The sequence below is a fragment of the Microbacterium sp. 71-36 genome, from assembly GCF_001898305.1.
Taxonomy (GTDB): Bacteria; Actinomycetota; Actinomycetes; order Actinomycetales; family Microbacteriaceae; genus Microbacterium.
Map to the genome: position 1 here is coordinate 581,581 of NZ_MKTP01000001.1, position 22,159 is coordinate 603,739.

At 71.1% G+C, this 22,159-nt stretch carries 20 protein-coding genes and 1 tRNA gene; 11 read left to right on the forward strand and 10 right to left on the reverse strand.

Annotated features, from left to right (window positions below; genetic code table 11):
* The first annotated feature begins 166 nt into the window (after positions 1-166).
* Positions 167-676: a hypothetical protein gene (locus BGO45_RS02965; RefSeq protein ID WP_292690803.1), complete on the forward strand. Its 510-nt coding sequence runs from the start codon at positions 167-169 to the stop codon at positions 674-676.
* A 12-nt stretch (positions 677-688) separates the two neighbouring features.
* On the opposite strand, the gene BGO45_RS02970 is transcribed toward BGO45_RS02965, so the two are convergent.
* The 3 genes from BGO45_RS02970 to BGO45_RS16855 all read right to left on the reverse strand — a co-directional run bounded on the left by BGO45_RS02970 (position 689) and on the right by BGO45_RS16855 (position 4,109).
* Complete coding sequence (locus BGO45_RS02970) at positions 689-955, reverse strand: DUF3039 domain-containing protein (protein WP_076490174.1); 267 nt, start codon at positions 953-955, stop codon at positions 689-691.
* Between the two features lie 83 nt (positions 956-1,038).
* Positions 1,039-2,568, reverse strand: coding sequence for a hypothetical protein (locus BGO45_RS02975; RefSeq protein ID WP_292690806.1), 1,530 nt, complete (start codon positions 2,566-2,568; stop codon positions 1,039-1,041).
* Positions 2,569-2,576: 8 nt separating this feature from the next.
* On the reverse strand, positions 2,577-4,109 hold the full coding sequence (locus tag BGO45_RS16855) for an ATP-binding cassette domain-containing protein (protein ID WP_366515027.1): 1,533 nt from the start codon (positions 4,107-4,109) through the stop codon (positions 2,577-2,579).
* Between the two features lie 625 nt (positions 4,110-4,734).
* On the opposite strand from BGO45_RS16855, the gene BGO45_RS02985 reads away from it, so the two are divergent.
* The 3 genes from BGO45_RS02985 to BGO45_RS02995 all read left to right on the forward strand — a co-directional run bounded on the left by BGO45_RS02985 (position 4,735) and on the right by BGO45_RS02995 (position 7,815).
* Entirely contained in the window at positions 4,735-5,427 is a 693-nt protein-coding gene (locus tag BGO45_RS02985) for a phosphocholine cytidylyltransferase family protein (RefSeq protein WP_292690808.1), read from the forward strand.
* Positions 5,428-5,483: 56 nt separating this feature from the next.
* Positions 5,484-6,413, forward strand: coding sequence for a hypothetical protein (locus BGO45_RS02990; protein ID WP_292690810.1), 930 nt, complete (start codon positions 5,484-5,486; stop codon positions 6,411-6,413).
* Between the two features lie 70 nt (positions 6,414-6,483).
* Positions 6,484-7,815 (forward strand): phosphotransferase, encoded by a 1,332-nt coding sequence (locus BGO45_RS02995; RefSeq protein WP_292690812.1) that lies wholly within the window; start codon positions 6,484-6,486, stop codon positions 7,813-7,815.
* 39 nt (positions 7,816-7,854) lie between these two features.
* Here BGO45_RS02995 and BGO45_RS03000 read toward each other — a convergent pair whose 3' ends face one another.
* A complete protein-coding gene (locus tag BGO45_RS03000; protein WP_292690814.1) occupies positions 7,855-9,084 on the reverse strand; it encodes a CDP-glycerol glycerophosphotransferase family protein in 1,230 nt (409 codons plus the stop codon).
* A 42-nt stretch (positions 9,085-9,126) separates the two neighbouring features.
* Here BGO45_RS03000 and BGO45_RS03005 point away from each other — a divergent pair, with 42 nt between their 5' ends.
* Positions 9,127-10,212: a glycosyltransferase family 2 protein gene (locus BGO45_RS03005; RefSeq protein ID WP_292690816.1), complete on the forward strand. Its 1,086-nt coding sequence runs from the start codon at positions 9,127-9,129 to the stop codon at positions 10,210-10,212.
* Between the two features lie 16 nt (positions 10,213-10,228).
* Here BGO45_RS03005 and BGO45_RS03010 read toward each other — a convergent pair whose 3' ends face one another.
* The 3 genes from BGO45_RS03010 to BGO45_RS03020 are packed head-to-tail and all read right to left on the reverse strand — an operon-like array spanning position 10,229 to position 14,626.
* Entirely contained in the window at positions 10,229-11,686 is a 1,458-nt protein-coding gene (locus BGO45_RS03010) for a CDP-glycerol glycerophosphotransferase family protein (RefSeq protein ID WP_292690818.1), read from the reverse strand.
* Positions 11,683-12,942: a CDP-glycerol glycerophosphotransferase family protein gene (locus BGO45_RS03015; protein ID WP_292690819.1), complete on the reverse strand. Its 1,260-nt coding sequence runs from the start codon at positions 12,940-12,942 to the stop codon at positions 11,683-11,685. The genes BGO45_RS03010 and BGO45_RS03015 overlap by 4 nt, the downstream gene beginning before the upstream one ends.
* A gap of 40 nt (positions 12,943-12,982) precedes the next feature.
* Positions 12,983-14,626, reverse strand: coding sequence for a trypsin-like peptidase domain-containing protein (locus BGO45_RS03020; RefSeq protein WP_292690820.1), 1,644 nt, complete (start codon positions 14,624-14,626; stop codon positions 12,983-12,985).
* Between the two features lie 199 nt (positions 14,627-14,825).
* Between BGO45_RS03020 and BGO45_RS03025 the strand changes: the two genes are divergently transcribed.
* Positions 14,826-16,031 (forward strand): aminotransferase class I/II-fold pyridoxal phosphate-dependent enzyme, encoded by a 1,206-nt coding sequence (locus BGO45_RS03025; protein WP_292690821.1) that lies wholly within the window; start codon positions 14,826-14,828, stop codon positions 16,029-16,031.
* A 111-nt stretch (positions 16,032-16,142) separates the two neighbouring features.
* On the opposite strand, the gene BGO45_RS03030 is transcribed toward BGO45_RS03025, so the two are convergent.
* Both BGO45_RS03030 and BGO45_RS03035 read right to left on the reverse strand, forming a co-directional pair.
* A complete protein-coding gene (locus tag BGO45_RS03030; protein WP_292690822.1) occupies positions 16,143-16,949 on the reverse strand; it encodes a carbon-nitrogen hydrolase family protein in 807 nt (268 codons plus the stop codon).
* A complete protein-coding gene (locus BGO45_RS03035) occupies positions 16,946-17,494 on the reverse strand; it encodes a DUF6328 family protein (RefSeq protein WP_292690823.1) in 549 nt (182 codons plus the stop codon). Before BGO45_RS03035 ends, BGO45_RS03030 begins: the two co-directional genes overlap by 4 nt.
* Positions 17,495-17,578: 84 nt before the next feature.
* On the opposite strand from BGO45_RS03035, the gene BGO45_RS03040 reads away from it, so the two are divergent.
* The 5 genes from BGO45_RS03040 to BGO45_RS03060 all read left to right on the forward strand — a co-directional run bounded on the left by BGO45_RS03040 (position 17,579) and on the right by BGO45_RS03060 (position 21,681).
* Positions 17,579-17,652 (forward strand) — tRNA-Met (locus tag BGO45_RS03040).
* A gap of 168 nt (positions 17,653-17,820) precedes the next feature.
* Positions 17,821-18,183, forward strand: a complete 363-nt coding sequence (locus BGO45_RS03045; RefSeq protein ID WP_292690824.1) for a hypothetical protein — start codon at positions 17,821-17,823, stop codon at positions 18,181-18,183.
* Between the two features lie 245 nt (positions 18,184-18,428).
* Complete coding sequence (locus BGO45_RS03050) at positions 18,429-19,976, forward strand: hypothetical protein (protein WP_292690825.1); 1,548 nt, start codon at positions 18,429-18,431, stop codon at positions 19,974-19,976.
* Positions 19,973-20,488: a hypothetical protein gene (locus BGO45_RS03055; RefSeq protein WP_292690827.1), complete on the forward strand. Its 516-nt coding sequence runs from the start codon at positions 19,973-19,975 to the stop codon at positions 20,486-20,488. The genes BGO45_RS03050 and BGO45_RS03055 overlap by 4 nt, the downstream gene beginning before the upstream one ends.
* 536 nt (positions 20,489-21,024) lie before the next feature.
* Complete coding sequence (locus BGO45_RS03060; RefSeq protein WP_292690830.1) at positions 21,025-21,681, forward strand: SUMF1/EgtB/PvdO family nonheme iron enzyme; 657 nt, start codon at positions 21,025-21,027, stop codon at positions 21,679-21,681.
* On the opposite strand, the gene BGO45_RS03065 is transcribed toward BGO45_RS03060, so the two are convergent.
* Complete coding sequence (locus BGO45_RS03065) at positions 21,665-22,135, reverse strand: MarR family transcriptional regulator (protein ID WP_366515028.1); 471 nt, start codon at positions 22,133-22,135, stop codon at positions 21,665-21,667. The two genes, BGO45_RS03060 and BGO45_RS03065, sit on opposite strands and share 17 nt — an antisense overlap.
* Positions 22,136-22,159 lie beyond the last annotated feature (24 nt).

The window sequence follows — 22,159 nt, forward strand, 5'->3', positions numbered from 1 at the left end:
TCACGGCCGACGCGTCGAGGGCGAAAGCCCCGACGACTCGGGTGAGATTCTCCGGCCGGCCGATGAGGGCCGCCGCGACGGTGCCTAGCGTGGAAACCCCGCCCTGCTCCTCCGGGCTCGTGAGCGCCCAGCGTTCGGGCGGTTCACGCACCGAACGGAGAGTTCCATGCCCGACGATGCTCGGTCGCCCGGCGGGCACGACACCAGCCGCCGCGCCGTCCTTTCCACCGCGGCCTGGGTCGCACCGGCGATCGCGGCGACGTTCGTGCCCGCCGTGGCGCTGTCCGCCACGTCCGTACCGATCTCGAAGCTGCGGATCGGCGATGACTGGACGGTGACCGACGGCGGGAAGTACGACCCCGTCACGAACACCGTCCGCGGACCCCTCGCGATCTACGCCTCCGCCCACTACGACCAGAACATCACGTGGTGGCCGACGCGAGACCCGGAACCCGCGATGGTGCAGTACACCATCGAGATCGTGCCCCCGTCACCGGCCGTGCCCACGACCCTGGCGGGCCTGTTCACGATCGCGCTCGGCGGATACGCGCAGAACCTGAACTGGTACCCCGACGAGAACACCTACCCGATCGCCGCGGGAACCTACTCGGTCACGCTCACGATCTACGGCAGTGACGGCTCGACCTCGCAGACCACGACCCTCACCCTCACCTGAGGGGCAGGGAGGTCACGTGTTGAGGGATTCGTAGATCTCTTTGCACTGGGGGCACACCGGGAACTTCTCGGGATCGCGACCCGGGGTCCACTTCTTTCCGCACAGTGCACGCACGGGCTTGCCCGTGAGAGCCGACTCGAGGATCTTGTCCTTCTTGACGTAGTGCGAGAAGCGCTCGTGATCACCCGGCTCGATGTTCTCCTCGCGGATGAGCTCTTCGAGCTCGCGATCCAGGGTCGCGAGACCCCCGCTGTCCGGTCGGTCGAGAGGCGTGCTCATGGTCTGCCAGTGTAGCCGCGGACCACGGGGCGCGGACGGTTCTGCCGCTCCAGCCCCGCGGAAGGCGGAGCTGGAGCGCCGCCTCAGGTGGCTTCGGCGAACTCCATGAGCCGCGTTCCCCGCCGCTCGAACTGCGCCGCTCCGGCTGCGACCCCGACCACGAACACGACCACCCCGACACCGAGCCCCGCCCACAGTGCCGCGAAAGCGTCGGCGGTGTCGGATGCCACGGCCTGCCAGGCGAACCAGATCGAGGGGCTCGCCGCCACCACGGCGCCCACCATGACGAGCCCCTGCGACAGGACACCGCCCGAGCCGGTGCGCTGCGGCTGCTGGAAAGGACTGTCGCCCGGGCGGGACACGGCGTACGGAGCGACGACGGAGGCGACGCTCGACAGCCCCAGCCCCGAGAGGAGGAGGGCCGCGCAGACCCCCACGAGGGCGGGCGCGAAGGCCCACCGACCGTGCACGGCGATGGCGAGCGGGATCGCGACCGCCAGCAGCGGGAGGGCGATCAGCACGACCGGGACGAGGCGACCGATCCGGTCCGGAAGACCACGGACACCACTGGCGATGTGCATCCAGAGCGCCGTGGAGTCGTACGCCAGATCGTTGTGCGGAAGCCACCCGAGGAAGAGGGCGATGATCGGCGCGGGGAGCAGGACGGCGTACTCGATCGGCACACCGGCCACGATGAGAGGGAGCGTCGTGAGCACCGCGGCGATCGGAACCACCACCACGTTGACCACGTACCGGCGGTCCCGGAACCAGTACGACAGGCTCCGCGCGGCGACGGCGCCCCCGGGCGTGCCGGGGAGCAGCGCGAACCACCCCAGGCCTGCGCGCTCGCGGACCGTGAACGGGCGAGGCGTCGTCGTCAGCAGCACGCGAACGAGGACGAACCACGCAGCGGCCAAGAGGGCCAGGGTCGCGAGCGACACGACGACACTCGCCGCGGCCGCGCCGGGGGTCGGAGCGAGTGCGATGTTCCACGCCGCCCCGATCGGCGTCCACCCGAGCACCTCGGCCGCCGACACCAACTGCGACGGAACCGCTCCGCGCCACTCGAGTGAGCCGAGGAAGATCCCCACGGGCACGACCACGACGAGGACCGCGACGAGGTAGACGCCGAGCAGTTCGCGGGATTGGCGGGGGCGGCGCACCAGTGCGCCGAGGGCGAGACTCACTCGGGCCAAGAGCACGCAAGTGGCCACGCCGAGGACGATCGACACGACCGCGGCGCCGACGGGAGCGCCTTGCGCGGTCCAGGCCACGGCGAGGGAGACGGCCAGGACGACCACCACGATCACGGGCACGCTGAAGAACCCCGCCAACAGCAGCGCCGCCGCGAGCGGGCGCGGCTCGGGGCCGACGACGGCGAAGCGGCGCGGATCGAGCGGATCGACGGATGCCGTGACCGGCGGGGCGATGGCGAAGCCCAGGGTGACCGCTGATCCGGCGAGCACCGTCACCACCGCGGTGGTCAGACGGTCGGAATCGGCCAGGGCGACCACGTTGACGGCGGCGAAGACCGTGCCGACGACGAGGACCAACAGACCGACGGCGCGCCGCAGCACGTGATCCCGGTCGCCCCGGAGGGCGCCGAGCATCATGGCAAGCCTCAGGCGGAGAACGTGTGCAACCACTCGAGGCCCTCCACGTCGCCCAACCCGCCGGAGAGCTCGAGGAAACGCTGCTCGAGCGTCGACTCGCCGCGGACCTCATCGACGGTGCCCTCGGCGAGCACCTGTCCCGACACGATGACGGCGACACGCGAGCACACGCGCTCCACCAGTTCCATGCCGTGACTCGACAGGATCACGGTGCCGCCGTGATCGACGTAGGCGCGCAGGATGTCGAGGATGACCCCGCTGGAGACCGGATCGACGGCCTCGAAGGGTTCGTCGAGCACGAGCAGACGCGGCGAATGGATCATCGCCCCCGCCAGCATGACCTTCTTCGTCATTCCCGCCGAGTAGTCCGATACCGGACGGCCGAGCGCCTCGACGAGGTCGAAGGCGCGCGCCAGATCGGCGGCCCGACTCTCGACCACCGGCGAGGGCAGACCGCGCAGCGCACCGTAGTACGACAGGAGCTGGCGACCGGTGAGGCGGTCGAAGGTGCGCAGCCGGTCCGGGAGCACACCGATCAGCTTCTTGGCCGCGCGCGGGTGGCGCTTCGCGTCGACGCCGTTGATCTCGACCGTGCCGCCGTTGGAACGCAGAAGACCGGCGATGATCGAGAGCGTCGTCGTCTTGCCCGCGCCGTTCGGCCCGACGAGCCCATAGAACGATCCCGCGGGAACGGTCAGGTCGACACCGTCGACCGCACGCAGCTCGCCGAACGTCTTGGTGACGTTGCGCAGGCTCAGAGCCGGGACGTCACTCGCGACGGCCTGTTCGCCCGCGGCGTCGGGGGCCGCTGCGGCGCCGGCGACCTCCGCCGCGGACGCGTCCGGAGTCTCGGCCGACCCCGTCGCGGTGACGTCAGCCTCGAGCGGATCGGTGCCCTGTTCGGGCACCGGCGACGGCTCCGGCGCGATGTCGGCGGGCGTCGGATCGTCCGTCGATGCTTCGTCGGCGGCGATCTCCTCAGCGAGGAGGGACTCCCCCGTGCCGGGCTCGTCCCCCGCCGGCTCCGCACCGGCCTCGGGCTCGTCGGCAACCAGCACCGGCTCCTGAGCCGCGGGCACCGGATCCTCGACCACCTGCTCCTCGGCCACGGGCTCCACGACCATGGGCTCCGGGTCGGCCACGGGCTCCACGACCACGGGCTCCGGGTCGGCCACGGGCTCCACGACCACGGGCTCCTGGTCGGCCACGGGCTCCTCGGCCACGGGCTCCACGGCCGCGGGCTCCGGATCGACCGCCGGCTCCTCAGACACGGGCTCGATGGGGGTCGCATTCTCATCCGATGGGATGACGTCCCCGGGGGAAGGCTCTTCGAGAGCCGTATCGGTATCGACCGCCGACTCGACGGCCGGTGGTTCCTCGACGACCTTCGGCTCCTCGACGGCGACGTCCGCCGGCGTGGGGTCGGCGACGGCGGGCGACGCGCTCACGGGGGGCAGAGGGGGCCTCGGCGGCACGACGAGGTCGGTCGGCAGCGGCGGCGGCGGGCCCGGATCGACCACCGGGCTCGCCTCATCCGGCACGGCCGGCTTCTTCCGGGGAGCGGCCGGCTTCTTCGCCGCCGGCGTGCGGGGCGTCGCGGGTTTCTTCGCCGCCGGCGTGCGCGGCGTCGCGGGTTTCTTCGCCGCCGGCGTGCGGGGCGTCGCGGGTTTCTTCGCCGCCGGCGTGCGCGGCGTCGCCGGCTTCTTCGCCGCCGGCGTGCGCGGGCTGCGGGGCGCAGCTCCGGTGGAGGCGTTGCGTGCCGACGACGTTCGCGGCGTCGACTTCTTCACCTCCGGCGTGTCGTCCTCGGCCGCGGCATCCGAATCCGCCGTCGCACGCGGTGAAGCGGCGGCGGGACGCCGGGGCGTGCGCGGGCGAGGCGGGGGCGTGGGAGAGGCGTCGACGCTCGCCGCATCGTCCTCCGACCCAGCGGAGGCGGACTCAGGGGGCTGCGGCAGCGACGCTGTCATCGCTCCAAACTATCAACCCCCTCGGACACCCACCCGCGGGGTTGCCCGCGGAGCGCACACGGACAGGTCATCACGAAAGGACAACGACGAGCGCGTATTGTCCACCTTCCCAGGCCCTCTGGCTAGCATGAATCCGACACGAAGGCGTGACTTTCCGGTGAACCGGAAACGACAACTCATCCCCCAGGAGCCTGCCTTGACCCTTCACATCGTCATTCTCGCTGCGGGCATGGGCTCGCGTTTGGGGAGGAGCCTCCCCAAACCGCTGACCGTGCTCGCCGACGGCCGCAGCATCATGCAGCAGCAGCACGACAACATCCGCGCGAACTTCGGCCGCACCGCCCGCATCACCACGGTCGTCGGCTATCGCGCGGAGACCATCGTCGACGCGTTCCCGCGAGTCGACTACGTCTACAACGACCGCTACGACCTGACCAACACGTCGAAGAGCCTGCTCCGCGCCCTGACGGTGACAGGGCGCGGCGGTGTGCTGTGGATGAACGGCGACGTCGTTTTCGACCCCGATGTGCTCGGCCGCGCGGCGGCGCTGATCGAGTCCGACCAGTCGTTCGTCACCGTGAACACCGCCAAGGTCAGCGACGAAGAGGTCAAGTACACCGTCGACGCCGAAGGCTTCGTCACCGAGCTCTCGAAGAGCGTCCGCGGTGGACTCGGCGAAGCCGTCGGCATCAACTACGTCTCGTCCCGCGACCGGAAGACCCTCCAGCGCCACCTCCAGCGGGTCGACGATCAGGATTACTTCGAACGCGGAATCGAACTCGCCATCGCCGAGGACGGCATGCGCGTCGAACCCCTCGACATCTCCGACCTGTACGCCGTCGAGGTCGACTTCGCCGAGGATCTGGAACGCGCGAACCTGTTCGTCTGATCGGCGGCGCACGTCAAGGCCCGGCGGGCACCGGCGCGTCGGGGCAGGATGGAGACATGGCCGAGAAGGTGCATCGCATCCATTCCCTGCCCGACGACGCGCCCTGGAACGGAGGGCTGCCGCCGGCGGGCTCGGACGAGCATCCACGCACGATCCGGATGCTCGATCGCGTGCTGTCCGTGCAGCGCCCCGCGGTTCTCGCACACCTGCGGAGCGTCCGGCTGCGGCATCCCGACGCGTCTCCGCAGGAGATCCTGCGGATTCTCGAGCGTCGCTATCTCGCCGCCGTGACCACGGGCGGCGCGGCCGTCGGCGCGACAGCAGTCGTCCCCGGGATCGGCACCGGCGTCACGCTCGCACTGAGCGGCGTCGAGACGGTCGGGTTCCTGGAGGCCACGGCCCTGTTCGCGCAGTCGGTCGCGGAGGTGCACGGGGTCGCGGTCGAAGACCCCGATCGCGCGCGCGCCCTCGTCCTCACCCTGATGCTCGGCAAGGAGGGAACAGACCTCGTCGCCCAGCTCGCGGCGCAGGCGGCGGGTCGCGGGACGACCCGCTCCGGTTACTGGGGAGAACTCGTCACGAAGACGCTGCCCCGCGCCGCCGTCGGACCGCTGGTGGACCGGCTCAAGACCACGTTCGCCCGCCAGTTCGCCGCCCGCGGCGGAGCGTCCTGGCTCGGCAAGGCCCTCCCGTTCGGTGTCGGGGCTGTGGTGGGCGGCGCCGGCAACAACATCCTCGGCCGTCGCGTGCTCGTCACCTCGCGGCGGGCATTCGGGGCCGCTCCCCCGACCCTCCCCCGCGACCTCGAACCGCGGCCCGGCGCCGACCGACTGGAGCGTCGTGCCGTCGGCGGCGTGCAGCGTGTCGGGGGCGCGATCGCGGGCGCCGTCGGATCCGCGGGCCGGCGAACGGGGTCGGTCGCCCGCAGGGCCCTCCCCCGTCGCACGGACCGGAAGGGCGATGCACCGCCGTCGGAGAAGCCCTGACGTCTTGTCATCGACGGGGCGCGGGCGCAAGACCCGGGCGAACCTCGCCGGATCGCGTTAGCCTCGCCGCATGGGCGACCTTCTCGATCTCCTGACCGTGTGGATGCCGCGACAGCGCTGGTACGGCACGAAGGGGCGCGATCCACGCCTGACCCTCGTCGCCGACGCGGAGTCGGTGATCCCCGCGACCCGGGTTCTCCTCGTCCGCGACGACGCCGTGTCGCCCGCGGCGGTCTACCAGGTGCCGGTGTCCCTGCGCGACCCGGAGACGGTGCTCCCGGGCAGTCTCATCGGACCCGCGGACGACGGACGGGTGTGGGCGGATGCCGTGACCGACCCCGCGTTCACCGACCTGCTGTTCCAGCTGGTCACGGTCGGCGGGGCCGGATCCACCGCGCCGTCGAAGATCGTCGGCATTCCCCTGGCCGCGGGGTCTGCGAGTCCCGCCACCGACGTGCCGGCCCGTGTGTTGAGCGGGGAGCAGTCGAACACCTCGATCATCTTCCGCCCGGTCGGCGCGGCCCCGGTCATCTGCAAGCTCTTCCGGCAGGTCAACGACGGCGTGAACCCGGACGTCGAGCTGCAATCCGCGCTGGCCGCCCGCGGCGCCGCGTTCGTGCCCGCCGCGATCGGCGAGATCCGGGGCGAGTGGACCACGGCGACGGGGGACGAGGTCACGGGCTCGCTCGCATTCGCGCAGGAGTTCTTCGAGGGGGTCGAGGACGCGTGGCGCGTGGCTCTCCTGGCCGCCACCGCCGGCGACGATTTCACCGCACCGGCCCGCGCGCTGGGCGGGAGCGTCGCGCGCATGCACGTGGCATTGGCCGACATCTTCCCCACGGTGGCCCCCGACGACCAGGTCCGTTCCCGTGTCGCCGCCGCCTGGGAGCGACGTCTGACCACCGCCCTGGCGGAGGTTCCCGTGCTCGCCCCTCACGCTCAGCGCGTCCGGGAGGTGTACGCCGACGCCGTCGCTGCGCCATGGCCGCCCCTCCAGCGCGTGCACGGCGATCTGCACCTGGGGCAGGTGCTGCACACCCCCGCGAATGGCTGGGTGCTGCTCGACTTCGAAGGAGAGCCGCTCCGCCCGATCGCGGAACGCCGCAGCCCCGACCTCGCCGTGCGGGACGTCGCCGGCATGCTGCGCTCGTTCGACTACGTGTCCGGCGCGGTGTCCGACGACGACGCGGCGGTGCGCGCGTGGGTCATCGCCGCACAGGAGGCGTTCCTGACCGGGTACGTCGAGACGATCGGCGCCGACCGGACGGCCCCGGACGCGCTCCTGGCCGCCTTCGAGCTCGACAAGGCCGTCTACGAGGCGATCTACGAGACGCGCAACCGTCCCGACTGGATCGGCATCCCTCTCGCCGCCATCGGCCGCCTGGCCCCGCTCACCCCCTGACCGGACCCCGCCCGACGGAGGCCGTCCCGCCCGCGGGGATCAGGCGGGGACGCCCGCGTCCCAGCTCTCCCAGCGGTCCATGAGCGTGCGGACCGCGGCGTGGAAGCGTTCGGTCGACGCACCGGGAGCGGTGTCGCCGAAGTAGTACCGCACCCAGTGGTCCAGGCGCGCGACCGCGTCGGGGTCGCCGAGCACCCGATCGGTCCGCGCGACGATGTCGTCGGCGGAATCGGCATCCAGCCACTCGGCATCCGCGAGATACCCGGTGTCGTCGACGAGCGCCTCGGGGTCGACGGGCCGGCTGATCAGCAGGGGCTTGCCTGCGGCGAGCCGGTCGTACACCATCGCCGAGATGTCGACCACGGCGAGGTCGGCGGCCGCGAGCTGCCAGCCGAGGTCGGGCCCGGTGTCGTGGACGTGCTGCGCTGCGGGGTCCGCGGCATTGGCGGCGGCGAGGGCCGCGACGATGCGTGCGTTCGCGTCGCCGTAGGCCGGGTCGACCACTCCGGACCGGGGATGGGGGCGGTAGATCACCCGATGACGTCCCGCGGCGAGGAGTGCGCCGACGAGCGCTTCGCCGTGCGTGACGATCGAGCCGTAGTGGGCCGCAGGTCGGTCGCCCTCCCACGTGGGGGCGTACAGCACGACCCGGCGGTCGTCGGGTGTGTACGGGAGGTCGCCCGAGTAGTGATCGGCCTGCGGGCGGCCGATGGAGAAGGTCCGGCGGTCGAGGTCGTAGTCCCACAGGGTGCGGGACAAGCGCGCCCGGGCGGCCTCGCCGGCGACGAACGCGTAGTCGTAGGCGGTGAACTGGTTCGTCGTCATGTACATCTTGTCGGACTCGCCGTGGTTGATGAACACGTGCCAGCGGCGCCCGTACCGGAACATCTGGAAGTTGCGGGTGTTCTGGTTGACGTAGAAGACGATCCGGATGTCCTGCTCGTCGAGCACCTGCTCGACATCCCGCACCGTCGGGGCGTAGGCGACCGGGAGGGCGTCGTCGCGGAGGAGCGCGTCCGCGCCGCGGATGGCGCGGGCGATCACGACGACCGGCCACTCGCGCGCGAGCTCCTGCAGCGGCGCGTACCACTGGCGGATCTGGTACATGTTCACGGGACCGTCGGCGAAGTACACCGCGATGCGGAAGCGGTTCCGGGGCAGGGGCCCGCGTTCGGCGAGCGCGCGGCGCAGGTCGGTGCGGGCACGGCGGGTGGCCAGGGCCTTGCGGAGGAGCCCGACGGCGAGACGGGCGTCGCGGGCGAGGGGCATCGTTCCAGGGTACCGGCCAGGTCGGCGTGAAACGATGGAGTGATGCACCTCGCGACCCCCGGCCGCCGAGACGCGCCCGTTCCCCCCGACGACGCCGGCGTGAGCTTCGTCATGCCCGTCCTCAACGAAGAGCGGTACCTGCGTCGCGCGGTGGCATCGACGTTGTCCCAGGACGTTCCGGGCCCGGTCGAGCTCGTGCTGGCGCTCGGGCCGTCGACGGATGCCAGTGGCGAGATCGCCCGGGACATCGCCGCCGAGGACCCCCGGGTCGTGCTGGTGGACAATCCCGCCGCCGACATCCCGGTCGGACTGAACCTCGCGATCCGCGCGAGCCGTTTTCCGACGATCGTGCGCGTGGACGCGCACTCCGAGCTCCGCCCCGGATACGCACGACGCGCCCTCGCAACGCTCCGGCGGACCCGCGCGGCGAACGTCGGCGGGGTGATGCGGGCGGACGGGCGATCTCCGTTCCAGCGGGCGGTCGCGCGTGCCTACAACTCGCCCGTCGGGCTCGGCGGCGGCGCCTACCACGGGGGCACCGAGGAGGGGCCGGCCGAGTCAGCGTATCTCGGAGTGTTCCGGCGCCGCGTGCTGGAGGAGGTGGGCGGGTTCGACGAGTCCCTCCGCCGCGGTGAGGACTGGGAGCTCAATCTGAGGATCCGTCGTGCCGGCTACAGAGTGTGGTTCGATCCGGCCCTGTCGGTGGTCTACTGGCCGCGGGAGAGCTGGACGCGGCTCGTGCGGCAGTTCCGCGCGACGGGAGCCTGGCGCGGCGAGCTGGTCCGGCGGTACGGTCGCCGCAACTCGCTGCGGTTCTTCGCTCCCCCGGTGCTCGTCGTCTCGGCCGCGCTGTCGCTCGCGGTCGCGGTGCTGCAGGTCCTCGGCGTCGTCCGCTCCCCTGCGACACACGTCGTGCACGGGCCCGTCGCCGCGTACGCGACGCTCGTCGCGGTGGTCGCGCTGGGGCGCGGCGGAGGTCAGGGCTGGCGCGACCGGATGTGGACGGCGGCCGTCCTGCCGTCGATGCACCTCCCCTGGGGAACCGGGTTCCTGTGGGGCGTCGTGCGCGGGGCGCGCGACACCGTCGACACCTCGCGGCTCGACGGCCGCAACACCCCGCTGCCCTGAGCACGCGGCATCCGTCTCACTCCCGGTCGACGAATCCCTGGTCGAGCAGCCGCGCGACGACCCGCTCGCCGGCCCGACCGTCCTCACGGGCGACGAACACCCGCTGGAACCTTTCGTAGCGTTCGCGGAAGATCGTCGTGTCGACCTCGGCGATGGCGCGTTCGAGCTCATGCTGCGAACGGACGACCGGTCCCGGTGCCGCATCCAGAAGGTCGAAGTAGAACCCCCGCACCTCGCCGCGGTAGTGCTCGAGGTCGGGGACGAGGAAGTACATCGGCCTGCCGGTGATGGCGAAGTCGAACATCACGGACGAATAGTCGGTGATGAGGGCGTCGGATGCCGCGAGGAGGCGGGCCGTGTCCGGGTACCCGGTGACGTCGATCACGCGGGGTCCGCGGGCGTCCTCGCCGGGGTGCAGCGTGCGGGTGTGTCCTCGGACCAGGACGACGGCGTCGGTTGCGCGGGCCAGGGCCGCCGGATCGAGGAAGTCGACCATGGCCGTCCGATCGTCGCGCCAGGTCGGCGCGTAGAGCAGGACGCGCTCCTCCGCACCGATCCCCAGGGCACGGCGCGTGACGACCCCGTCGTCGCCCTGCAGCACGTCGTTGCGCGGGTACCCCTCGACCCAGACGGGGCGCCGCCCGAACGCGTACGCGCGGGAGAGCACGCGCGCGGCATAGGGGCTCTGCGCCAGCAGCACGTCCCAGCGCCGGCTCTCGCGAAGGACGGCCAGGACTCGACGCGGGTCGAAGCCGGGACGGTGCAGAGCGAGCCGTTTGAGCGGTGTGCCGTGCCAGGTCTGCAGCACCCGCTGGCCGGCCTTGCGGACGAACTTGCGTCGGAGCCAGTCGTTGACGACGAGAAGCCGCGCCGCCGCCCGGGCACGCCACCATTCGGGGCTGCCCTCCACGACGGCGACGGCTCCCTCGGGCACCTGCACCGACAGGTCGACGACACTCCAGTAGCGCGTGACCCCGGGGGCGGCGCGCGCGAGCTCGCGGTCGATGGCGAGCGGGTTGCAGCCCGCCGTGCGTCCGTAGAAGCTCTCGAAGAACACCGCGTTCTCCAGCGGGTGCCGCGACGTCGCGTACCGCCGTTCGAGCGCCGCCTGGCCTTCGCCGGAGTCGTACGCGGGGTCGACGGGGGGTCCGACCCGCAGCCGCGAGCCATCCCACTCCGCCCGGAGGCTGGGAAGCTGCGTCAGCGGCAGGGAGGCCGCGGGGGGTGCCGCATCCGTCGCCTCACCCGGGTCGATGTGCAGGCGGTAGTCGCCCGTGGGCAGCGGCAGCTCGGGCCCGCCCCACCGTGCGGCACGCAGCGGGATCTCCGCGCGCCAGGTGCGCCCGCGCCCGTGCAGGCGCCCCGTGACCCGGGCACGCGCCCCCTCCAGCGTCACGCCCGCCGGCCGCGGTCCCGTCCCCGTGAGTTCGAGCAGGGCGCGCCCGTCCTGCAGGGCGAATCGCACATCGGTCATGCGGTGGTCCTCCTCGGGCGCGCCGCGGGGCGACGGGGGGTCAGCCGGGCGCGGATCGCACGATGGACGCGCTCGGCGTTGCGTCCGTCGTGGTGGGCGTGGACGACGGCGCTCAATCGACGCGAGGCGTCCCGGGCGTCGGCCGGGTCGTCCAGGACGCCGTCGACCCGCGCGAGCGCGCTCTCCCAGGTTCGCGCCGGCTCGTCCCCGGCCACGTCGCGGTAGCGGCCGTAGAGTCCCCGACGGGCCGTGTACGCCTCCAGGTCGGGGGCGAAGAACACCACCGGGAGCGGCACGAGTCCGGCGTCGAACGCGAGCGATGAGTAATCCGTGACCAGCGCGTCGAACGCCGGCAGCAGTGGGGTGACGTCGGCGACGAGGTCGCTGCCCAGCATCCGCACGCGGCTCCCGGAGAGACGGTACTCCCCCTCCCCGAGCGGGTGGGGCCGCACGATCAGCACGGCATCGTGACGTTCGAGCACCGCGTCGATGCGGTCCTGGTCCGACGGCGTGGGGATCGCCGGGTCGCGATCGCCGTCGCGCCAGGTCGGGGCGTAGAGCACGAAGCGCCGATCGCCGGGATCGACTCCCAGCGCGACGGCCAGCGCCGCGCGCGCGTCGCGGCGGCGCTGGTCGGCGGTGCCGAGCGAGAGCACGTCGACCCGAGGCTCGCCGGTCACGGGCACCCGCGCGTCCTCGAGGCCGAACGCGGTCTCGAGCCGCCCGCGGACGAGATGGGACGAGGCGGGGAGCAGCGAGATCTGGCGCATCGTCCGCCGGTACAGCAGCGCGAGGAGCTTCGTGACGGCGCGGGACCGCGGCAGCAGCGCGCTGCGGGTCGTCTCGGGGGAATCCAAGCCGATGCGCTTGAGCGGGATCCCGTGCCACAGCTGCACGATGAACGCCCCCGCCACCGCGTAACGGTTGACGTCGCCGAACCCGTGGGTCACCACGATCACTCGCGCCCGGGCGGTCGCCCAGAGGCCGCGCAGCGAGTCGCGCCGGAGGGAGGGGATGCCGAGCCGCTCGGCCTCTCGGCCCTGCTCCTCGTCGGCGACGAGCCAGGTCGCCTGCTCGCCCGCCGCATGTGCGACCCGCCAGAGGGCGAGAGCGCCGTCGGCCACGCCGACCGCGCAGCCGAACACCCAGCGCTGCCGCGAGCGCGGCACCACCGCCGTCAGCAGCCGTCCCGCGAGGTACAGCGGGATGCGCCGGAGTTTTCGCGCATTTCCCGCACCGAACGAGAAAGACGCCACCCCGCGAGCCTATCGCGGGGTGGCGTCTGGAGCGGGAGGCTCAACTCGTGGGCATCGAGCCCAGGGTCACCTCGGCGGTCGACTGCTTGCCGTTGCGGAGGTAGGTCACCTTGGCCTGCGAACCCGCGGCGAGCGCGCGCACCTGGGCGGTGAGGTCGACGGAGCTCGTGACCGGGATGCCGTTGAACTCCGTGATGACATCGCCCTTCTGCAGACCACCGGCCTGAGCGGCGCCGCCCGCGGTGACGTCCGCGACGTAGGCGCCGGTCGTCGTCGAGCCCTGGACCGACGCGGCATCCTGCACGCTCGCGCCGAGCAGACCGTGCGAGGCCGAGCCGTTCTCGATGATCTCCTGGGAGACGCGCTGGGCGATGTCGGACGGGATCGAGAAGCCGACGCCGATGTTGCCCGACTGTCCGCTCGAGGACGACCCGCCGGCGCTCGCGATGGCGACGTTGATGCCGATGAGCTTGCCCTCGTCGTCGACCAGCGCGCCGCCGGAGTTGCCGGGGTTGATCGCGGCGTCGGTCTGGATGACCGCGATCTTGATCGTCTGGGTCGTCTGGGACCCCTGCTGACCCTGACCGAAGTCGAAGAAGAACGGGCTCTCGCCGCCCTGCTGGCCGCCCTGGCTGCCCTGTCCGCCCTGACTCGAGTCGGATCCGTCGCTCGGTGCCGCCGACGAGGCGACCTCGATCGACCGGTTCAGAGCACTGACGATGCCGGTGGTCACCGTGTTCGGCAGGCCGAGCGGGGCACCGATCGCGATGGTCGCGTCACCGACGTTGAGCTTCGAGGAGTCGCCCCATTCGACCGGGGTCAGGCCGGAGGCGTTCTCCAGTTTGATCACCGCGAGGTCGTAGGTGGGGTCGGTGCCGACGAGCTTGGCCTTGTAGACGCGGCCGTCTGCACTGGTGACGGAGAGTGTGGCATCCCCCGTCTGGCCGTCGAGCGTCACGACGTGCGTGTTGGTGAGCACGTACCCGTCCGCGCTCAGGATGACACCGGAACCGGTGCCGCCCGACGAGCCGGCGCTCGCGCTGATGGTGACGACGCTGGGGACGACCTTCGCCGCGACCGCGGAAGTGGCGTTGACCTTGCCCGGGTCGTTGACGGTGATGGCGGTGGGGCCCGAGGCGGTGGCACCGTCGGAGCCGCCCCACAGGGCGAGGCCCGCGTAGGTGCCGCCGAGACCGGCGCCTCCACCGACGAGTGCGGCGGCGATCAGGAGCGCGGCGATCTTGCTGCCGGACCCCTTCTTGCGCGGCTTGGTCGCTCCGGACTCGGGGAGGGTCAGCGTCGGGTGGGTGCCGTAGGCCCCCGTCGCCGCCGGCCCGAAGGCCTGGCCGGTGGGGGTGGTCGCGCCGCTCGGCGCGGAGGCGTACCCGGGTGCGGGGTGCTGCGGGGTGCCGTAGTGCGGCGTCGCCCCACCGGGCTGCGATGCGCTCGGCGCCTGCGCGGGCTGACCGGCGGCGGGGCTCTGCGCGGGCGGCGGCCACGCGGCGGCGGCGTCGGCCGGAGAGCGGGTCGGTACCGGCGGCGCCGCCGGGGTGGTCTCCTCACCGGGCGCGACGGGAGTCGCGGCGGCGGGGGTGGTCTCGTGCGACGCGGGGACCGCGCCCTGCGCGGCGGCGTCGCTGGTGGGGCGGTTGTCCTCGGGACGATCGTCCGTGGTGTCGCTCATGTGATGCTCCTTCTTCCAGGCGAGATCAACCATGACCCCGGAGCCTGTGCGGTTCCTATGACACGGATGAGTCGGGTCTATCAGAGTCGCAGGAACGGAATGCGAGGTCATGCGGGGTCCTCCACGGTGCCCGCTCGGCTACGGTGAGAGGGTTTCGGCGCGGTGTTCCCCGTCCCCTCTCCCTGAAGGCTTCCGCATCATGCACGACCTCCCCGGCGCCTGGCGCCGCACCGCACTTGGCGCGGGCCTCATCGCCCCCGACGGCACTTCGGTCCCCACGATCTTCGCCGAGATGACGTCGCTGGCCGCCTCGACCGGCGCCCTCAACCTCGGCCAGGGCTTCCCCGACGAGGACGGTCCGGAAGCGGTGCTCGAGGCCGCGCGCCGCGCGATCGCGAACGGCGTCAACCAGTACGCTCCCGGGCGCGGGTTCCCCGACCTGTTGGCGGCGATCGCGGAGCACCAGCGGCGCTTCTACGGGGTCGAACTGGACCCCGCCCGGCAGGTGCTCGTGACCGTCGGGGCGACGGAGGCTCTGTCCTCCACGCTCCTGGCGCTCATCGACGGTCCCGACGACGAGGTCGTCGTCTTCGAGCCCTACTACGACTCCTACGCCGCGTGCGTGGCTCTGGCCGGAGCACGGCTCGTGCCGGTGCCTCTGCGCTGGCCCGACTTCCAACCCGACCTGGAGATGCTGGCATCCGCGGTGTCGGACCGCACGCGTGTGATCCTCGTGAACGACCCGCACAACCCGACCGGCACCGTCTTCTCGCGGGAGGTGCTCGAAGAGGTGGTCCGTCTCGCCCACCGGCATGACGCGATCATCGTGACCGACGAGGTCTACGAGCACCTCGTGTTCGATGGTCCGCACGTGCCCCTCTCCACCCTGCCGGGCGCGGCGGAGCGCACGCTGTCGATCTCCTCCGCCGGCAAGACCTTCTCGCTCACGGGATGGAAGACCGGGTGGGTGACCGGTCCCGCCGAGCTCGTCTCCGCAGTACTCGCCGTCAAGCAGTTCCTGACCTACGTCGGAGGGTCGCCGTTCCAGCCGGCGATCGCGGCGGGGCTGCGCCTCCCCGATGCCTTCTTCGCCTCGGTGGCAGGCGAGATGAAGGCCAAGGCCGACCTCCTGGGCACGGGGCTGCGTGCCGCCGGCTTCGACGTCGGCACTCCGGGGGGTTCCTACTTCACGGTCGTGGATGCCGCTCCCCTCGGCGCGACCGACGCCGACGCGTTCTGCCGTGAGCTGCCGGAGCGGGCGGGGGTCGTCGGCATCCCGCTCACGGCTTTCGCGTCTCCGGGCCGCCGCGCCGACTACGCGACGCTGGTGCGCTTCGCCGCGTGCAAGCGCGTCGAGGTGTTGACCGACGCCGTCCAGCGGCTCTCGGCGCTGTCGCGGGGCTGACCAACCTCCGGACCGTGCGGCGGACTTCGACGGCGACACGCGGGCCCCACGCGTCGGACGCCGGCGTGTCGGCGGGAAACTCCGCGGGACGGTACGGCGAAGCCGCGGGCGTCAGCGCGGAGTGACGCGGAACCGCCGGAGCTCGAGCGCCGGGTTCACACGACGCACCCGGGCGATCGCACCGGGATCGATGTGTGCGACGGCGACATCGGTCGCCGTGCCGATCGACGCGAGGGCGACACCCTGCGGATCGATCACGGCCGAGTGGCCGACTCCGAGGGGCGGCGGGTGGTCCGCTCCGGCGACGAAGAAGGTGTTCTCGATCGCCCGTGCGGTGAGCAGCGTCGTCCAGTGATGTTCCTTGAGAGGGCCGCGCACCCACTCCGCGGGGACGAGCGCGACGTCCACGCCCGCGTCGGCGAGGGTGCGCGAGACCTCGGGGAATCGCAGGTCGTAGCAGGTCATGAGACCGAACCGCAGGCCATCGACCTCGAACGTCTCGGGTGGGGCGATGTCTCCGGGCGCCACCCAGTCCGACTCCCGCTGGCCGAACGCGTCGTACAGGTGCAGTTTGCGATAGACGGCCTGGATGCCGGCTCCCCCGACGGCCACGACGGCGTTGCGCACACGACGGCCGTCGTCGGCCCGCTCCACGAGCCCCGCGACGAGCACGACGCCGAGGTCGGCGGCGAGGGCCTGGAGTGCGCTCGTGAACGGTCCGCCGAGATCCTCGGCGTTCTCGGAGAGCGAGGCGTCGAAGGGGTCGACGAAGTAACTGGAGTACTCGGGGAAGACGATCACCCGTGCCCCCCGGGCGGCAGCCGTGCGGGCGAGGTCGCCGATGGCATCCAGATTGGTCTGCTTCGACGCGGCCGGGGCGAACTGCGCCACCGCCACTCCCACGCTGTCGTGCGTCATCCGCGTCCCTTCTCGTCGACGGAGCGGTTCTGACCGCCGGAACGGATCTCACCGCCCGCCCGGCGGAGGAGCGCCGGACCCACGACCCACAGTACGAGGATCACGACGGCGAGCACGACAACGGCGACCACGGTGGCCTCGGAACCGATCACCACGTCGAACACGAACGCGACCACGCCCGTCAACAGCGTCGCGACCGCGATGAGCGCGGCGATGAGGGCGCGGTGCCCGAACCGCACGACGATCGGCTTCACGCCACGGTGGAAGACCGCGCGGTGCAGGGCGACCGGTGCGAGGGCGAGGATCGCGGTCAGAGCCGAGAGGCCCACGAGCACGAGGTAGCCCGTGCGCTGCGCTCCGTCGAGTTCGACGAACGCCGGTTGGAAGGCCAGTGCGAGAAGGAATCCGGTGAGGATCTGCGTGCCCGTCTGCAGCACGCGCAGCTCCTGCAGGATGTCCGCCCAGTTGCGGTCGGCACGCTGCGACGCGCTCTCCGGGCGACCGTCGCGCACGTCGTCGCGCGGGTCATCGGTGGGGGTCAGCATCCCCGCATCATGGCGCGTCGGAGGGGCCGAGATCAACGCCGATTGGACAGGCCTCGAATCCCCTGCTAGGTTTATCTCTTGTGCCGCGGGGTGGAGCAGCTCGGTAGCTCGCTGGGCTCATAACCCAGAGGTCGCAGGTTCAAATCCTGTCCCCGCAACAAATGAAGGCCCCGAATCTCCGGATTCGGGGCCTTCGCCTTTCTCCGGACGCGGCCCCTCCGCACCGACGAGAGCGGCTCCTGCAGACGTCTCTCGGCGGGCGCGGTCGTCCACAGATCAGCACAAGACCCTGCGTTCCGAACGAGCGTCTGCTTAGCATGGAGCGCATGGGCGGGCAGTATTCGATCGATGTGGCGGGTTTCCTCTCGACCACCGACACGGTGGCGACGGCGCTCGAATCGCTGGAGCAATCGGTGACGGGGGCGCTCTCCGACCTCGACCGGACCGTGGGCATCGTCGCGGCCGACCCCGGCCTCACCTCTGCGTTGAACGACGCAACAGACGAACGGCGACGGACCGGCCCGCGAGCGGTCCAGCACGGCGGCGCCGTCGTGACCGCGGCCGGTCGGGTCGCCCTCGCGTATGTGCAGGCCGACGACGACATGGCATCCACGGCGTCCGGTGCGGAAGCGTCGGTCGCACTCCCCCACACGCCGGGGCTGGGCCGACGAGAGGCGCTGGCGCAGTGACGCTCGTGACTCTCGCGGATGTCCCCGCGGTGGACATCGACCCCTCGGCGCTCTCCTCCGCAGCGGAGTCGCTGCGCACGCACGCCGATGCCACCACGGACTCCGCCGAGCGGATCACGACGACCTGGAACACTCTGCCCGCCAGCTACGACGCGCCCGAGGCGGGAGAGCTGCTCGCCCGGATGTCCGTCGTCCCGCGGGCTGTCGACGATTTCGCCGACGCCACGAGGCGCATCGCCGCGATCATGGCCCAGCTCGCCGACCAACTCGCGCTGGCGCGCGCCCAGGAGACGTCCCTGCGGGCCGAGGTCGCGAGCTTCCGCCACGCCGTCCGCGGATTCCGGGCCTCGTCGAGCGACATGGGTCTCGGGAGCAGCGCCGACACGTGGGGGCCTGGTCAGTTCCTCCGCAACCAGGAACTGATCAGCGAGTGCCTGTCGCTGCGCACCCTCCGAGACACCGCGATCGACGAGGCGCGTGGCGACCTGGCATCCATCGGGCAACCCGACGTCGTCCTGCCCGTCACCGGAGTCGTCGGCGCGTCGCCGTCCGCCCCCGCGTGGGCGGCCGAGTACGACGCGGTGGCAGACGGTATCGGCTTCGCCATCCTCGAAAGGCTCAGCGCGGGAACCGCCGACGACGCCCGCGCTCTGCTTGCGGCCCACGACGACTGGCGCCGGCTGTTCGCGACGAATCCCCCGGATGCCGCGGCGGTCAACTCCTGGTGGACACAGCTCGCCGCCTCGAATCCCGGCGCTCTCGACGCTCTGATCGTGGGCGCCTCCGTGATCGTGGGGTCGCTCGGAGGTGTCCCTCCGGCGAGCCGCGTGGCGGCGAACGCCGTCAACGCCCAGAACCGGATCCCGGCGATCGAAGCCGCGATCCAGCGGATGCGGGACGCCGGCCGGGGCGGTGAGGTCGCCTCCCTTCGCGCTGAGCGGCTCGCGGCGATCGACCGCTTGGAGAAGCAGTTGGACTACCTGCACCGGGCCGTCAGCGGTGACGTGCAGCTGTACCTCTACGAACCGGATTCGCAGAGCATCATCGAGATGATCGGGACTCTCGATGGAAACACGACGGACGTGATCACGTACGTGCCTGGCACGTACACAAGCGTGCACAGCTTCTACGGCGACCAGGTACAGCAGGTTGGACGCTGGCTCGAGGCAAACGATCCACGCATTGTCACTTTCGTGTGGAAAGAGGGATTGTTCCCCGGCGAGGATGTAGCGTCCGGAGGAATGAATCCGGCGCGGATCCTCGAGGCCAACGACGCGGGGGTTGCCCTGGACAAAGGCCGCCTCGTCGCCGACTTCCAGCATGAGATCCTCTCGTCGTCGCCGGAGGTGGCGTCCGCCCAACAGGACGGGATGGGCCATTCCTGGGGGCTCGCGGGGATCACCTCATCGGAGGTGGCCGGGGCGAAGTACTCGCAGGTGCACTCTTTGGCTGGCGCAGGGATGCCGTCGAGCTGGACTCCGAGTCCCGATTCGGAATACTTCCACTGGGGCTACACGGACGCACTCTCGATCGCCCAGGAGACCGGCGCCGTGTGGGACGGACGCATCCCAGCGAACGATTCCTCATTCACGTCCCACATTTTCGGGCGCCAGGGAGACTTCAGTTTGTACCTCCCCAGCGGATCGCCCCCCGGCACTGCGGTGATCTCGCCCCAGCCGCCGCCCTCCATCCCCATGACCACGCGTCCGATCGAAAACCACAATCTCATCGCCAGCGACAGCATCGAGAATCGTGAAGTGCTGCGTGACATCCTCAAGGAGCTTCGTCAATGAGCATCAGGGTCTGGGCGAGCGCATTCATTCTCACCGCAGGCGTACTCGGTCTCAGCGCTTGCGGTACGCAATCAGGAGGAGAAGTCGTGGACGAATCCCTCACACTCCAAGAGGCGAAGACGACAGCCATGAACATGGAAACCGAGCTGGCTGCGATGGTTCCTGGCGATGTTGTGGCTTCCATCGACCAACGGCAGACTGGCGTCCTGATGTCCTGCGAGGGGGATCGCGCATATCAGTGGACCGGTCAAACACAAATTGCGTACAGAACGCCCGAAGCGATCGACCCCAATGCCCTCGTGAACGAGATCGTCGCTGCGTACCACGACCGTCCAGGATTCACTGCGAAGTCGGCACCATTTCCGGACGGGCAACCCGGAGCGCACGTGATCGGAGAGCATGGTGCCGGGTATCTCGTGAACGAGAATGTGGATCGAACGGGAATCGAGATCCTGTCCTTCTCACCCTGTTTCGTCCTGCCGGACGGAATGTCGCCCAGCAAGCAGTACTGAGCGACGGGGGCCGCGGCCCCCCGGGCAATCTGACCACAGAGACACGGACGATCCTCGTAAAGCGACAGCTCCTCACAGCACTCGTCTTCCTCTGCGCTCTCGCAGCAGCCCTCACCGCCTGTGGCGCGACGACCGCGGACGCATCCCTGACGCTCGAGGACGCGAAAGCGGCCGCGATGCACATGGAGGGGGAGTTGGCCGCCATGGTGCCGGCCGATGTCGTGGCACCCATCGATCAAGACCAGACGGGTGTGCTGATGTCGTGCAGCGGCGGCCGAAGGGGTATCTGGTCCCGCTCTTCGTCGACAAGACCTTCGTGCAGATCCTGTCCTTCTCCCCTTGCTTCGTCCTGCCTGACGGGATACGCCGAGCGCCGACTACTGACCGGCATCCCCCTTCCGATTCCGGCGCCCTCCCGTCAACCCGGCTGTCTGAGCGGGTCGAGACCGATTGACTGGGTCCATGCCCCGTCACTCGCGCGACCCCTCCCTCCGCTCCGTGGACGACCGACGCGGCGGCGAGACGGGCGAGCGGCGATGAGCGATGTCGAGATGACCCGCATCCCGGCGGGGAGCGTGCTGCGCGGAGACCAGCGCGGCGAAGACCGACGCGTGATCACGGTCGAGGCCTTCGACATCGGCGTGTACCCGGTGACGGAGGAGCAGATGGCGGAGATCCTCGGGATCACGGCGCAGAACCCGCGCCGCCCCGCCGTGCAGGTCAGCTGGCTGCGCGCCGTACGGTTCTGCAACGCGCTGAGCGAGTGGGAGGGCCGCGACCCCGTCTACGCGTATGACGGCGAGGTCGTCGAGTGGGACACCGAGGCCGACGGCTTCCGGCTGCCGACCGAGGATGAATGGGAGTACGCCTGCCGCGCGGGATCCACGGGATCGACGTACGGACCGATCGCGGAGATCGCCTGGACAGCGGGCGACGGACTGCGCGGACCGGTCGAGGTCGGCGGGCGCCTGCCGAACCTGCACGGACTGTTCGACATCCTCGGCAACGTGTCGGAGTGGTGCTGGGATCTGTTCTCACCCGAGACGAGCGACGCGCGCGCGTTCCGCGGCGGCGGGTGGAGCGACGCCCGTGCCGTCGTGCGGGCCTCCGCTCGTCGCGGAGCGAATCCGCGCGCGGTGTTCGACGACGTCGGACTGCGCGTCGCGCGCGGAGCCCTCAATCGGAGGCGCTGACGGCCTCGCTCAACCCGTCGACGAACTCGGCGATCATCGTCAACTGCTCGTCGGAGTACGTGTCGGCCACGGCCATCATCGCCGCCAGGTGCGCGCCGAAGTGTCGGAAGAACTCCGTACGCGACTTCGGCGTGAGCACCACGACGCGGGCCCGGCCGTCGGACGGGTGGGGGCGTCGCTCCAGGTGCCCGGATGCCGCGAGTCGGTCGAGGAGCTTCGTCGTGGACGCCGTCGAGATCCGGAGGTGGGATGCCACGTCGTGCGGGCTCACCATCTCGCCGCGCTGCTCACGGATGATCAGCATCCGCAATGTCGCGAGGTCGCTGGCGTTCATGTCCATGTCGCCCTTCATCCCGCTGTTCATGCGGTCGAGAGCGTCGCTGAGCGCGCGGACCGACTCCATCGCACGGACCACACCGGGCCTGCTAGCACGAAAAGCGTCGACGGCGGACACGGTGGACACCTCCGTTTCGCTCTG

Coding starts and splice junctions, on each gene's coding strand:
- BGO45_RS02965 (WP_292690803.1), top strand. CDS start 167: ATGCCCGACGATGCTCGGTCGCCCGGCGGGCACGACACCAGCCGCCGC.
- BGO45_RS02970 (WP_076490174.1), bottom strand. CDS start 955: ATGAGCACGCCTCTCGACCGACCGGACAGCGGGGGTCTCGCGACCCTG.
- BGO45_RS02975 (WP_292690806.1), bottom strand. CDS start 2,568: ATGATGCTCGGCGCCCTCCGGGGCGACCGGGATCACGTGCTGCGGCGC.
- BGO45_RS02990 (WP_292690810.1), top strand. CDS start 5,484: ATGGCCGAGAAGGTGCATCGCATCCATTCCCTGCCCGACGACGCGCCC.
- BGO45_RS02995 (WP_292690812.1), top strand. CDS start 6,484: ATGGGCGACCTTCTCGATCTCCTGACCGTGTGGATGCCGCGACAGCGC.
- BGO45_RS03000 (WP_292690814.1), bottom strand. CDS start 9,084: ATGCCCCTCGCCCGCGACGCCCGTCTCGCCGTCGGGCTCCTCCGCAAG.
- BGO45_RS03005 (WP_292690816.1), top strand. CDS start 9,127: ATGCACCTCGCGACCCCCGGCCGCCGAGACGCGCCCGTTCCCCCCGAC.
- BGO45_RS03010 (WP_292690818.1), bottom strand. CDS start 11,686: ATGACCGATGTGCGATTCGCCCTGCAGGACGGGCGCGCCCTGCTCGAA.
- BGO45_RS03020 (WP_292690820.1), bottom strand. CDS start 14,626: ATGAGCGACACCACGGACGATCGTCCCGAGGACAACCGCCCCACCAGC.
- BGO45_RS03025 (WP_292690821.1), top strand. CDS start 14,826: ATGCACGACCTCCCCGGCGCCTGGCGCCGCACCGCACTTGGCGCGGGC.
- BGO45_RS03030 (WP_292690822.1), bottom strand. CDS start 16,949: ATGACGCACGACAGCGTGGGAGTGGCGGTGGCGCAGTTCGCCCCGGCC.
- BGO45_RS03035 (WP_292690823.1), bottom strand. CDS start 17,494: ATGCTGACCCCCACCGATGACCCGCGCGACGACGTGCGCGACGGTCGC.
- BGO45_RS03045 (WP_292690824.1), top strand. CDS start 17,821: ATGGGCGGGCAGTATTCGATCGATGTGGCGGGTTTCCTCTCGACCACC.
- BGO45_RS03050 (WP_292690825.1), top strand. CDS start 18,429: ATGGCCCAGCTCGCCGACCAACTCGCGCTGGCGCGCGCCCAGGAGACG.
- BGO45_RS03055 (WP_292690827.1), top strand. CDS start 19,973: ATGAGCATCAGGGTCTGGGCGAGCGCATTCATTCTCACCGCAGGCGTA.
- BGO45_RS03060 (WP_292690830.1), top strand. CDS start 21,025: ATGAGCGATGTCGAGATGACCCGCATCCCGGCGGGGAGCGTGCTGCGC.